Origin of the sequence: Pseudomonas sp. nanlin1, from assembly GCF_045571515.1 — a bacterium.
GTDB lineage: Bacteria > Pseudomonadota > Gammaproteobacteria > Pseudomonadales > Pseudomonadaceae > Aquipseudomonas.
In genome coordinates this window covers 3434855-3447439 of the sequence record NZ_CP124218.1, presented here as the reverse complement: position 1 = coordinate 3447439, position 12585 = coordinate 3434855, and the positions used below count along the sequence as shown (strand labels likewise).

The following is a 12585-nucleotide window of genomic DNA, read 5'->3' as shown; positions in this document are numbered from 1 at the left end:
TGTTCACTGGCCGCTGGCAAGGACTGCGACCTTGTCGCTCAGGTGCTGCTGCATGATTTGCAAAAACACGTCCAACAGCGGATTGCTGCGACCGTTCGGGCGATACAGCAGCTTGAAGGGTGTGTTGACGCGAAAGCGCTTGGCTTTGATCGAGCGCATCTGCCCACGATCGACGTAGATCTTCGCCCAGTGCACGGGCAGGTGGCCCAAATAGCGGCCGGTCATCACCAGCATTGCCACGGCTTCGACCTGAGTGGCGATAGCGCTGATATTGCGCGGCCCCAGGGGGCGAAATTTCTCTTGATGGTTGGCGTAAACGTGGTCGATGTATTCGGCCTGGCTAAGCAGGTTATCGTCGATGGCCGCGTCATCGAGGGCGAACAGCGGGTGGTCGTGGGAGCAATACAGCTCGCTGGTTTCCCGGTACATCGGCAGCACTTCGAACTCGTACTTGTCGTCGTAGACCGGCACGATGCCGGCCGCGAACTGGCCCTTGAGGATGCCCTGTTCGATTTCTTCGAGGGGGGCCACGCTCAACCGCATGCGCGCTTTGGGTGCTTGCGCCTGCCAGTCCTGTAGCACGTTGATTAGCGGCGAATTGGGGTCTGAACAGGTGTTGTCGATCACCGCGATGTTCAGGTCACCGAGCAGTTCGCCGCGCACGTTACCCAGGCGCCCGCGGAACTCGTCCAGCGCGCAAAACAGGTCAAGGCTGGCCTGGTAAATAACCTTGCCTTGTTCAGTCAGACCAAACTTTTCCCGCCCGCGTGTGCACAGGCGCATACCCAGACGAATCTCCAGGTCCGATATCTGTTTGCTAATCGCCGCCAAGCCAATATTGAGTTCCGCCTGTGCGGCGGTGAATCCGCCGGATTCGACCACAGCCTTGAATACCTTGAATAACTTCAAGTCCATCGCGGTGGCCATGGAAAGTGCAGTATCACTGGCTCTTTTCGGCACATTTCCAGATTGAGAAAGTTGACTTTCCATTTAATACATTTACCCCCGCCCGGTGTGCTTTCTAGTATCCCTCCCATGCAGTCGTTTAGGTCCGACCCGTTTAACCGCTCCCTCGCCAGTGATGGCTGAGCAGCCGCGAATTGCCCAGCGCGCAGAGGGAAATAGCAAGCCACGTGCCAATGGAGAGTTTCTACATGTCCGAGCCCACCGACCGCCTCTGGGGCGCCCGCTTCAAGAGTGGCCCCGCCGAAGCCATGGCTAACCTGTCGCGCTCACCCTTGGCCTATTTTCGGCTGACGCCCTATGACGTTGCCGGCTCCAAGGCCCATGCCCACGAACTGCAACGTGCCGGCCTGCTGGACGCCGCCGAGACTGGGCAGATCATCGTACATGTCCGAGCCCACCGACCGCCTCTGGGGCGCCCGCTTCAAGAGTGGCCCCGCCGAAGCCATGGCTAACCTGTCGCGCTCACCCTTGGCCTATTTTCGGCTGACGCCCTATGACGTTGCCGGCTCCAAGGCCCATGCCCACGAACTGCAACGTGCCGGCCTGCTGGACGCCGCCGAGACTGGGCAGATCATCGCCGCGTTGCAAGGGATCGATGCAGACTTCGCCGCCGGGCGAGTGCAGCCGATTGCCGCCGACGAAGACGTTCACACCTTTATCGAGCGCTTGCTGACCGAGCGCCTCGGCGCCTTGGGCGGCAAGCTGCGCGCGGGCCGTTCGCGCAACGACCAGTCGGCCAACGACATGCGGCTGTTCCTGCGCGACCAGGCGCGGGTATTGACGCTGGCGCTGCTGGAACTGCAGCAAGCCTTGGTGGCGCAGGCCGAGCAACACACCCACAGCATTGCGCCGGGTTTCACCCACCTGCAGCAAGCCCAACCCATTGTGTTTGCTCACCACCTGATGGCCCATGCTCAAGCGCTGCACCGCGACATTCAGCGCCTGCAGGACTGGGACCGGCGCTTCAGCCTGTCGCCGCTCGGTGCCGCGGCCATGGCCGGTTCCGCCATAGCCCGCGACCTGCATAGCTCGGCGGCTGAAATGGGCTATAGCGGGCCCTGCGAAAACTCCATCGATGCGGTCGCCAGCCGTGATCACGTGGCCGAGTTTCTGTTTATCGTGAGCATGCTGGGTGTCAATGTCTCGCGCCTAGCCGAGGAGTTCTGCCTGTGGACCTCCCGCCAATTCAACTGGGTATCGCTGGACGATGGCTATGCTACCGGCAGCTCGATCATGCCGCAGAAAAAGAACCCCGATATCGCCGAATTGGCGCGGGGTAAGTCAGGCCGCCTGATTGGCACGCTGACTGGCATCCTTTGCGTGCTCAAAGCCCAGCCGCTTTCTTATAACCGCGACCTGAGCGAAGACAAGCATGCCGTGCTCGACAGCCTCGACACGATTCACCTGGTGCTACCCGCATTCGCGGGCATGGTCGCGACCATGACCGTGCGCACCGATGAGCTGCTGCGCCAGGCCCCCCTGGGCTTCACCCTGGCCACGGAGGTGGCGGATTGGCTGTCGCTGCGTGGCATCCCCTTCAAGGAGGCCCACGAGATCACTGGCACGTTGGTGCAGGCCTGCGAAGCAGCCGGTATCGGCCTGGAAGAGGCCAGCCCGGCGTTTCTGCTGGCTGTGGATACGCGGCTCAGCGAAGGCGTGCGCCAAGCCCTGACTCTGGACGCCGCCCTGGCTATTCGCAGTGGTTGGAATGGCACCGCGCCGGCCCAGGTCTGCGCGCAGATCGAGCGCTTCAAGCAGCAACTGGGTGCCCAGCAACAATGGGCACTGGACTACACCGGCCCACGCGGCTGATCTACCCGGGGACGCAGCCATGACACAGACTCACGCAAGCGGTGCTACACCGCTCAAGGCCCAGCAAGCCCAGTACGACCTTTCTACCTACAAGGTGGTCAAGCGCCGCTACTACGGCCGTTACGCCTCGGCGACGGTGATTGTGCTGTTGCTAATGGGCCTGGCCCAGGCGTTCGCCAAAGGCAATATCGAGTGGTCGTTCGTGCAGCAGTTTTTAACCGCGCAGTCGATCATGTTCGGGCTGCTCAACACCATCGTTATGGCCGTGCTGGCTATGGCCCTGGGGGTCGTGCTCGGCGTCGTGGTGGCGGTCATGCGCATGTCGCAGAACCCGGTGCTGCGGTATGTGGCCAGCGGTTACGTATGGTTGTTTCGCGGCACGCCACTGATCTTGCAACTGCTGTTGTGGTTCAACCTGGCGCTGATCTTTCCAGTGCTGAGCATTCCCGGCCTGTTCGAGCTCAAGACTGTGGAGGTGATCACACCGTTCGCGGCGGCCCTACTCGGGCTGGGGATCAACCAGGGCGCCTACACCTCGGAAGTGGTGCGGGCCGGGCTGCTCTCGGTGGACAGCGGCCAGTACGAGGCCGCCAAGTCGATCGGCATGCCGCGGCTGCAGGCTCTGCGGCGGATTATCCTGCCCCAGGCCATGCGCATCATCATTCCGCCGGTCAGTAATGAATTCATCGGCATGGTCAAGATGACCAGCCTGGCCAGCGTGATCCAGTACTCCGAGCTGCTGCACAACGCACAAAACATTTACTACGCCAACGCCCGCGTCATGGAGCTGCTGATCGTGGCCGGTATCTGGTACCTGGCCGTGGTCACGGTGCTGACTTTCGGCCAGAGCCGCTTGGAACTTCGATTCGGCCGCGGCGCCGGCAAACGTAGTTAAGGGGAGGTGACCATGCGAAACATCGTCAAGGCGGTCAACGTCAACAAGTACTTCGGCGCCTTTCATGCCCTCAAGGCTATCGACCTCGAGATCCCCCACGGCGAAGTGGTGTGCATCATCGGTCCCTCCGGGTCAGGCAAAAGCACCTTGCTGCGCTGTATCAATCAATTGGAAAAGGTCGACCAAGGCGGCCTGTGGGTCGACGACGAACTGCTCGGTTATCGCTGCGTGGAGCGCAAGTTGATCGAACTCAGCGACAACCAGATCGCCCGCCAACGCCTGGCCACCGGCATGGTGTTCCAGCGTTTCAACCTGTTCGCCCACATGACCGTGCTGGAAAACATCATCGAGGGTCCGACCCAGGTGTTGCGCCGGCCGCAGCAGGAGTGCCGCGAGCAGGCCATGGACCTACTCGAGCGGGTGGGCCTGACGGAAAAGGCTGACGCCTATCCGATCGAATTGTCCGGTGGCCAGCAGCAGCGGGTGGCAATCGCTCGCGCCCTGGCCATGCGCCCCAAGCTAATGCTATTCGACGAGCCCACTTCGGCCCTCGACCCGGAGCTGGTGGGCGAAGTGCTCTCGGTGATGCGTGGCCTGGCCGCCAGTGGCATGACCATGGTGGTGGTCACCCATGAACTGGGTTTCGCTCGCGAAGTGGCGAGCCGAGTGGTGTTCATGGACGGCGGGCAGATCATCGAAACCGGCTCGCCGGAGGAGGTGTTGATGAGCCCACGCAACCCCCGCACTCAAGACTTTATCGCTGCCGTTTTGAATTGAATCTCACCTGACTCAGGAAAGCCCGTGATGAAACTCAACCTCGTTTTGACCGCTGTACTGTCCGTACTCACCACCGCCAGTAGCTGGGCGGCGGAGCCTGCGGGCTTGCCTGCGAGCATCAAAAGCAAAGGCTTTATCGTCGCCGGGATCATGCCCAATTATCCGCCGATGGACTTCAAAGATCCTGCCACCAACCAACTGACCGGGGTGGATTACGACCTTGGCATGGCGATCGGCAAACGCCTGGGCCTGGAGGTGAAGTGGCAGGAAACGGCCTTTGAGCAGATGGTCAGCGGCCTCGTCACCCAGCGCCTGGATATCGTGCTGTCAGGCATGACGGACACCGCTGAGCGGCAGAAGACTGTGGACTTCGTCGACTACTTCAAAACTGGCCCGCAGTTTTACATTCTCGACAGCAGCACGGACATCAAGGTGGCCAGCGACCTGTGCGGCAAGAAGGTCGGCACCAGCCGGCGCACGAACTTTCCGGCTGAAATCGCCAAATGGAGCGGTAAAAACTGCGAAGCCAATGGCCGACCGGCGATCCAGGTGGTGGGCACCGAAGGTTCTGCCGACGCGCGTGCGCAATTACGCCAGGCGCGCCTCGACGCGGCCGTGCAAGGCAGCGAAACCCTGCCGTACATTCAGTCTCAAGAGCCAGGCGCTTACCGGGTGATCGGTGAGCCGCTGACCTTGCAACTGACCGGCCTGGGCGTCGCCAAAAGCAATGCCGGGCTCAGCTCGGCGATCATCGGCGCCCTCGACGCGATGATCGCCGATGGCACCTACGCCAGCATTCTCAAGAAGTGGGACCTGGAGAAGGGCGCTGTGACCAAGGCGCAGCTCAACCAAGGGCAGTAATACGCATACCGCCGGTGTGTCCCCACGCCGCGCATTGAATTGCCCCAGCGGAGCTATTATCGATGTTGAGTTCAACCCCTCTGCGCTGGCCCGGTCAGGCCCGTGCCAGCGTCGCCATGGCGTTCGACCTGGACGGGCCGACGGGCGCGGCGATGCTGGACGGTTCTCTCTGGGGCAAACCCGAGTACTTCACCTTCGGTGGCTATGGCCCATACCGGGCCTTGCCGCGGTTGCTCGACATGCTTGAGGCCCACCGAACGCCCGCCACATTTTTTGTCCCGGCGTGGGTGGTCGAGACCTGGCCACGGCAATGCCAGGCCATTGTCGAGCGTGGCCATGAGGTGGCCTATCACGGTTATCAGCATGAGTCGTTTTTCACGCTCACCCTGGCCCAGCAGCGAGCCGTGATGGAGCGCAGTGCGGCGATCTTCAAACGTCACCTGGGGCTGGTTGCCAGCGGCTTTCGCACGCCGTCGGGCGACTGGCACGCCGACACCCCGGCGCTGCTGCTGGACTGCGGCGTGACCTATTCGAGCAGCATGCGCGGTGATGATCGCCCGTACTTCATTGACGCTGGCGACGCGTCTCGGCGCTTGGTGGAAATTCCCGGCCGCTGGGAACTCGACGATTACGCTTCGCTGGCCTACACCCGTGCGCCGGATTATCCCGCCGGGCTTGACCGCATCGCCAGCTACGACCAGACCCTGGACAACTGGTGCCGAGAGTTCGATGGCACTTACCGCGAAGGCCTGTGCATGACCACACTGCTACACCCGAAGATTTCCGGTAAACCGGGGCGCATAGGTGTGCTTGAGGAGTTTCTGGTGCATATGCATAGCCACGCCGACGTATGGTTCGCCACCTGCAATGACATCGCCCGGTTCTGGGCCCAGGAGTACGCCGATGACTAGCCCTTGGCCCGCACCCTACACCTGCGCGGTGGTGGTGACGGTGGATTACAACGATATCCACGGTATTTGCACCCAGGTACCGGCCATCGCGGGGCGCGAAAAGAGCCTGTCGGTGTGGCGCTACGGCACTACTCGTGGAGTGCAGCGGCTGTTGTCAGTGTTCGCCGAGCATGGCCTGCGCACCAGCTGGTGCGTACCCGGAATCGTGGCGCAGGAAAACCCCGAAACCATACGGGCGATCCATGCGGCAGGGCATGAACTGGCCTGCGCTGGCTATCGCCATGAGGACTTCAGCAGCTTGAACCGCGAGCAGCAACGCACCTCGGTGCTGCACGGCTGCGCGGTGCTCCAACGCTTGACCGGGCGCAGCCCTAGGGGCTTTCGCGCACCCGCCGGCAGCTATGCGCCGGGGCTGGTGGACGACTTACGTGCGGCCGGCCTAACGTGGTCGTCCTCTTGGGGCGGTGATGACCTGCCTTATGTGCATCCGGCAGGGCAGGTGGACGCTGCATTGGTCGAGCTACCCCTGCATGTCGAACTCGAAGATGCACCCTATTTTGCTTTCAACCTGGCCCCGGCGGTCCCCGCCAGCCAGGCGCGGATCGCCAGCTACGCTGACGTCTTGCTCAACTGGCAGCGTGACTTCACCGGCTTTCAGCGGTTCGGGCTGTGTTACCTGATGCGCCTACACCCAGAGATCCTCGGGACAGTAGGCCGCAGCGCTCTGCTGCAGGAATGGCTGGGCTGGCTGAAGGCGCAGCCTGGCGTCTGGTTCGCCAGTGCCGAAGAGGTCGCGCAGTGGTGGGCCACGGCGCATCCGCGCTTGCCTGAGGACCATCCCGCCGCTGTTTTTGCACGGCATCAGGCTAAGGGGCAGGGCGTATGAGTGGCTTATTGGAGCTGGCTGGGTTTGTCGCCGAATCGCCTTTTGCGGCGATCCCGGATGCGGTGGTGGCCAAGGCACGTCGGCATTTGCTCGACACCCTGGGGGCAGCCTTGGCGGGTGCCGACAGCGCCCAGGCTCAGCGCTGCCTGGCCGCCCTTGTGGGCAGCGAGCCTGCTGGCCGCGTAGGGGTGTGGGGCTCAGCACAGCGCTTGTCGGCGCGCAGTGCTGCGTTGGTCAACGGCGTCGCTGCCCATGCACTGGAACTCGATGACGCCGGTGGCTGTGACCACTCGGGTGCGGTAGTGGTGCCAGCCTTGCTGGCGGCCGTCGACCTATGCGCGGTGCCGCCTACCGGTGAAGAGCTACTGACCGCCATGGTTCTGGGCTACGACGTGGCCCGGCGAGTGCTCGAGGCCTGCGGCGGCTACTCGCCGCACAACGCGGTCGGCTGGCACTCTACCGGAACCTGCGGGGTGTTCGGCGCGGCGGCCGGCTGTGCTCGGCTGTTGGGCTTGGACCGCTTGCAGGTCGCCAACGCCCTGGGTCTAGCGGCCAGCCTGAGCGGCGGCCTGTGGTCGTTTATTCACGACGGTGCCGACAGTAAAAAACTGCACGCCGGGCGCCCGGCCGAAGCGGGTTTGCTGGCCGCCTTACTGGCCCGTGAGGGCATGAGTGGGCCGCTGCAGGTATTCGAAGATCGCTGGGGCGGCTTTTTGCGCACCTACGCGGGCGCTGCTGCCGTGCCTCAGGCATTGACCGCTGAACTGGGCTGCGTGTGGAAGCTCGCACGCTGTTCAATCAAACCCTACGCCGCGTGCCGTGGTACCCACTCGGCGATCGACGCGGTCGGCGATCTGCTCGATGGGCTGGGCGCCGATGGCCGCCAGGTGGAGCGTATCCAGGTGCGCGCCAGCGAATTTCTGCTAGGCATGTGCGCCGGCACCGACACCACCACGCTGGCCGCAGCGCAGATGAGCCTGCCCTATGCGCTAGCCGTGCGCTGCCTGCGCGGGAGCGCCGGGCTGGACAGTTACGAGGCGCCGGTGCGCTCGGCTGCGCAAGTGCAGGGGTTCCTCGCACGTATCACGATGGTGCTCGAGCCGACCTTGGCGCCCCTTGATGAGCCTATTGTCGAGGTGCTGTTGCAGGATGGCCGCGCGGCCTCGCGGCAAGTCAAATTCGCCTTGGGCGGCCCGCTCAATCCGCTGAGCGATGCCGCGCTAGTGGCCAAGTTCCGCGCCCTGGCTGGTCGGACGTTGCCGATTGCCCAGGTCGAGGAGCTGCTCGCACTGTGCCTCGGGCTGGATGCCAGCATCGAAGCTCCGGCTCTGTTGCGACAGTTGTGCCGCGCCCCTTAAACAATATCGTCCACCACACCACCATCCACTCGCAGCGCTGCCCCGGTAGTAGCGCTTGCCTGCGGCGAGCAGACATAAACAATCATGTTCGCCACCTCTTCAGTGGTGGCCGCACGTTGAATGATCGAGCTCGGGCGGTGCGCCTTGACGAAGTCGGCCACCACGGTTTCCAGCGAGTGGCCGGTGCGTTCCACCTCGGCCTGCATCATCCCGGCCACACCGTCGGACAAGGTTGGCCCTGGCAATACACTGTTGACGGTCACGCCACTGCCGGCAACCCGCTTGGCCAGGCCGCGGGCGAGGGCCAGTTGGGCGGTTTTGGATACGCCGTAATGGATCATGTCCGCAGGAATGTTACGTGCCGACTCGGACGCCACGAACACCACGCGGCCCCAACCTTTTTCCACCATGGCTGGCAGCAACGCACGGCTCAGGCGCACGCCGGACATGACGTTGGTGCTCCAGTAACGGTCCCAGACCTCATCTTCGGTGTCGAAAAAGTCCTGGGTGCCGTAAATACCCGCGTTGTTGACCAGCACATCGACGCTGCCAACTGCGCTGACCAGCGCCGCAACGCCTTCAGCACCACCCAGGTCCGCAGCGATACCACTGACCGCAGCGCCGGGTACCTGCGCTTGCAGGCGGGCAATGGCTTCATTGACGCTTTTGTCGCTGCGGCCATTGACGACAACGCTGGCACCGGCTTCGGCCAAGCCTTTAGCGATGGAATAACCAATGCCGCCGGTGGAGGCGGTGACCAGTGCGCGTTTACCGCTTAAATCGATTTTCATGGGGGCTCCTTAGGAAGATGTCTCAAGGATTCGAGTTCGCGCTATCCCGACCGTTCACTTGCACCATCCGCTAGCCCACCGTGCTTGGCCATTTAGCAAGTACCCGCGCAATTCAGCCGACGGCCGGTCTCAGGCTTTGCCTGGCATTGGCCGATAGCTGTTTTGAACGTATTTAAGAGACCCAGGTATGACCGCCGCCGCACTGAGCAAGCAGGCCGAGCAACGGCCCACCTTCGATGAACCCACTGCCTCTGTGATAGGTGTGGGTTTGCCCTTCAATGAGGTACTCGGTTATCCGCGGCACCTGCGGGTGGCGGATCTACCGCATCGGCTGGCCGCCACTATGCAAGGTGACCGTATTGAAGTGCGTTTGAGGTCATAACCCAGATTGCAGGGCAAAAGCTCGGGGGCAAGCCCCCTCCTACAATCAACGACATATCTGCTGGATGTGTCGCCGACTGTAGGAGGGGGCTTGCCCCCGATCTTCGCTACAGCCCCGCGCAAGCCTCCAACGGTCGACGCATCCCCCGTTATCTCACCAAGCAAGGCCGCTTGTTATCGAACGTCCAGTTCGGCACCAAATACTGCATGGCGACGGCGTCATTGCGGGCCCCCAGGCCCATGCCTTTGTACACCTCGTGAGCCTGGGCCAACGCGTCCCAATCCAACTCGATGCCCAACCCAGGGCGCTTGGGCACCTCGACCAGGCCGCCGTTGATGGTCAGCGGCTGTTTGGTCAGGCGCTGGCCGTCTTGCCAGATCCAGTGGGTGTCGATAGCCGTCACGTTGCCGGGCGCGGCGGCGGCTACATGGGTAAACATGGCCAGGGAAATGTCGAAATGGTTGTTGGAATGTGAGCCCCAGGTCAGCCCCCAATCGTTGCACATTTGCGCCACTCGCACCGACCCCTGCATGGTCCAGAAATGCGGGTCGGCCAGAGGGATGTCAACGGACTGCAACTGGATCGCATGGCCCATTTGCCGCCAGTCGGTGGCAATCATGTTGGTGGCGGTGCGCAGCCCCGTGGCGCGTCGGAACTCGGCCATGACTTCCCGGCCCGAGTAGCCGTTTTCCGCGCCGCAGGGGTCTTCGGCATAGGCCAGGACGTGGTGTTGATCGCGGCATAGGGCGATCGCTTCTTTGAGTGACCAGGCGCCGTTGGGGTCCAGCGTGATACGTGCCTCGGGAAAGCGTTCGGCCAGGGCGGTGACGGCTTCGATTTCTTCGCCGCCGCTCAATACGCCACCCTTGAGCTTGAAGTCTTTGAAGCCATAAAGCTCGTAGGCGGCTTCGGCGAGGCCGACGATTTTTTCCGGCGTCAGGGCCTCCTCGTTGCGCAGGCGGAACCAGGCGTTTTCATGGTCGGCTTCGGTGCGGTAGGGCAGGTCGGTGCGCTGACGATCGCCGACATAAAACAGATAGCCCAGCATCTCCACCGCGTCACGCTGCTGGCCTTCACCGAGCAGCGCCGCCACGGGCACTTCGAGGTGCTGCCCGAGTAGGTCGAGCAGTGCCGATTCCACAGCGGTCACGGCATGGATGGTGATACGCAGGTCGAAGGTTTGCAGGCCGCGTCCGCCGGAGTCGCGGTCGGCAAAGCGGCTGCGAACCTGGTTCAACAGGCTCTGATAGTTACCGATCGACTGGCCGACCAGCAGCTCACGGGCGTCTTCCAGGGTCTGGCGAATACCTTCGCCGCCTGGCACTTCACCAATGCCGATGCGGCCGGCATTGTCCTTGAGGATTAACACATTACGGGTGAAGTAGGGGCCGTGGGCACCGCTCAAGTTGAGCAGCATGCTGTCATGGCCAGCCACCGGCACTACGCGCAGCTCGGTGATAGTCGGCGCGCCAGAGGTGGTGGCGTTAGAGGTCAATGCATTCATGGTCCAATTCCTTTTTATTATGCAGATCAGTGGCTGGTTTTGGCGTCAGGTACGCTGGGGATCGGCTCTGGCTGGACAGGCAGGCCCTTGAGCTCGATGCGCTTGATATCACCCACGATGAACAGGTAGCTGACAGCGGCGATCAACCCATTGACGCCCACGAACACCAAGGCCATTTTGAAAGAGCCGGTGGCCGCGATGATGTAGCCAACGATGATCGGCGTGGAGATGGAGGAGAGGTTGCCGAAGGTGTTGAAAATCCCACCTGACAGCCCGGCAATTTGCTTGGGTGAAACGTCGGACATCACCGCCCAGCCCAGCGCGCCAATGCCTTTGCCGAAGAAGGCCAGGGCCATGAACGACACCACCATCCAGTCGGCCTCGACGTAGTTGCAGATGATCATCGACATGGACAGCAGCATGCCCAACACGATTGGGGTTTTGCGCGCCACGCTCAGGGAGTTGCCGCGACGCAGCAGCATGTCGGAGAACACACCACCCAACACGCCACCCAGAAACCCGCAAATGGCCGGCAACGAAGCAATGAAGCCCGCCTTGAGAATGGTCATGCCACGTTCTTGCACCAGGTACACCGGGAACCAGGTGAGGAAGAAGTAGGTCAGCGCGTTGATGCAAAACTGGCCCAGGTAGATGCCCACCATCATGCGGTTGCACAGCAGTTGGCGGATGTACATCCACTTTGGCCCGCTGTCTTTTTTCGTGCGCTTGTCATCCAGGTCCACCAGGCCGCCGTTATCGGCGATGTACTTGACCTCGGCGGCGTTGGCCAGTGGGTGATCCTTGGGGCTATAGATGACTTTCATCCAGACCACCGAAAACACGATGCCCAGGGCGCCCATTACGATAAACACATGTTCCCAGCCGAAGGTGTAAACGATCCAGCCCATCAAGGGTGCGAACAATGCCGTGGCAAAATATTGCGCGGAGTTGAACACCGCCGAGGCCGTGCCGCGTTCTTTGGTCGGGAACCAGGAGGCGACGATGCGGGCGTTACCCGGGAAGGAGGGGGCTTCGGCCAGGCCGACGGTGAAACGCAGCAGGAAGAGCAGCACCACCGCAGTGGAAACCGTGAACTCGCCGATGTAGCCCTGCAGCAGAGTAAACAGCGACCAAGTGAAGATACTACCGGCGTACACCCGTTTCGAACCGAAGCGGTCGAGCAACCAACCCCCGGGTATCTGCCCTAGCACGTAGGCCCAGCCGAACGCCGAGAACACGTAGCCTAGGGTGATGGCGTCGATGCCTAAAGCCTTTTGGATGCTGGACCCGGCGATGGAGATGGTGGCTCGGTCGGCGTAGTTGATCGTTGTCACCAGAAACAGCATGAGCAGGATCAAATAGCGGGCACGAGTTCTTTTCGTTTCTTGCATGTCTGGCGCTCCCACGAATTATTTTTATGCGGGTAGAGGGGTCATCGTCGA

At 62.2% G+C, this 12585-nt stretch carries 12 protein-coding genes and 1 pseudogene; 9 read left to right on the top strand and 4 right to left on the bottom strand.

Annotation, left to right across the window (positions count from 1 at the left end):
• Positions 1-3: 3 nt before the first annotated feature.
• Entirely contained in the window at positions 4-990 is a 987-nt protein-coding gene (locus tag QCL65_RS15935; protein WP_407310292.1) for a LysR family transcriptional regulator, read from the bottom strand.
• A gap of 164 nt (positions 991-1154) precedes the next feature.
• Between QCL65_RS15935 and QCL65_RS15930 the strand changes: the two are divergent.
• The 8 genes and pseudogenes from QCL65_RS15930 to QCL65_RS15895 form a co-directional block, all read left to right on the top strand.
• Positions 1155-1334: pseudogene (locus QCL65_RS15930) on the top strand (argininosuccinate lyase); the annotation flags it as partial.
• A 16-nt stretch (positions 1335-1350) separates the two neighbouring features.
• Positions 1351-2778: an argininosuccinate lyase gene (argH, locus tag QCL65_RS15925; protein ID WP_407310290.1), complete on the top strand. Its 1428-nt coding sequence runs from the start codon at positions 1351-1353 to the stop codon at positions 2776-2778.
• A 19-nt stretch (positions 2779-2797) separates the two neighbouring features.
• On the top strand, positions 2798-3673 hold the full coding sequence (locus QCL65_RS15920; protein WP_407310288.1) for an amino acid ABC transporter permease: 876 nt from the start codon (positions 2798-2800) through the stop codon (positions 3671-3673).
• A gap of 12 nt (positions 3674-3685) precedes the next feature.
• On the top strand, positions 3686-4450 hold the full coding sequence (locus QCL65_RS15915; RefSeq protein WP_407310286.1) for an amino acid ABC transporter ATP-binding protein: 765 nt from the start codon (positions 3686-3688) through the stop codon (positions 4448-4450).
• A gap of 27 nt (positions 4451-4477) precedes the next feature.
• Positions 4478-5311 (top strand): ABC transporter substrate-binding protein, encoded by an 834-nt coding sequence (locus QCL65_RS15910; RefSeq protein WP_407310284.1) that lies wholly within the window; start codon positions 4478-4480, stop codon positions 5309-5311.
• A 62-nt stretch (positions 5312-5373) separates the two neighbouring features.
• Entirely contained in the window at positions 5374-6222 is an 849-nt protein-coding gene (locus tag QCL65_RS15905) for a polysaccharide deacetylase family protein (protein WP_407310282.1), read from the top strand.
• Positions 6215-7108, top strand: coding sequence for a polysaccharide deacetylase family protein (locus QCL65_RS15900; RefSeq protein ID WP_407310280.1), 894 nt, complete (start codon positions 6215-6217; stop codon positions 7106-7108). Before QCL65_RS15905 ends, QCL65_RS15900 begins: the two co-directional genes overlap by 8 nt.
• On the top strand, positions 7105-8466 hold the full coding sequence (locus tag QCL65_RS15895) for an MmgE/PrpD family protein (RefSeq protein ID WP_407310278.1): 1362 nt from the start codon (positions 7105-7107) through the stop codon (positions 8464-8466). Before QCL65_RS15900 ends, QCL65_RS15895 begins: the two co-directional genes overlap by 4 nt.
• On the opposite strand, the gene QCL65_RS15890 is transcribed toward QCL65_RS15895, so the two are convergent.
• Positions 8463-9257 carry an SDR family NAD(P)-dependent oxidoreductase gene (locus tag QCL65_RS15890; RefSeq protein ID WP_407310276.1) on the bottom strand — a complete coding sequence of 265 codons (795 nt, stop codon included), beginning with the start codon at positions 9255-9257 and terminating at the stop codon, positions 8463-8465. The genes QCL65_RS15895 and QCL65_RS15890 overlap by 4 nt on opposite strands.
• Before the next feature lie 187 nt (positions 9258-9444).
• Here QCL65_RS15890 and QCL65_RS15885 point away from each other — a divergent pair, with 187 nt between their 5' ends.
• The gene (locus tag QCL65_RS15885) at positions 9445-9639 is read left to right on the top strand and encodes a hypothetical protein (RefSeq protein ID WP_407310274.1); all 195 of its coding nucleotides are present in this window, start codon (positions 9445-9447) and stop codon (positions 9637-9639) included.
• Positions 9640-9787: 148 nt separating this feature from the next.
• Here the strand turns inward: QCL65_RS15885 and gudD are convergent, their stop codons facing one another.
• Together gudD and QCL65_RS15875 are read right to left on the bottom strand one after the other, a co-directional pair.
• Entirely contained in the window at positions 9788-11143 is a 1356-nt protein-coding gene (gene gudD, locus QCL65_RS15880) for a glucarate dehydratase (RefSeq protein WP_407310272.1), read from the bottom strand.
• A 26-nt stretch (positions 11144-11169) separates the two neighbouring features.
• Positions 11170-12534, bottom strand: coding sequence for an MFS transporter (locus QCL65_RS15875; RefSeq protein ID WP_407310270.1), 1365 nt, complete (start codon positions 12532-12534; stop codon positions 11170-11172).
• Between the last annotated feature and the right edge of the window lie 51 nt (positions 12535-12585).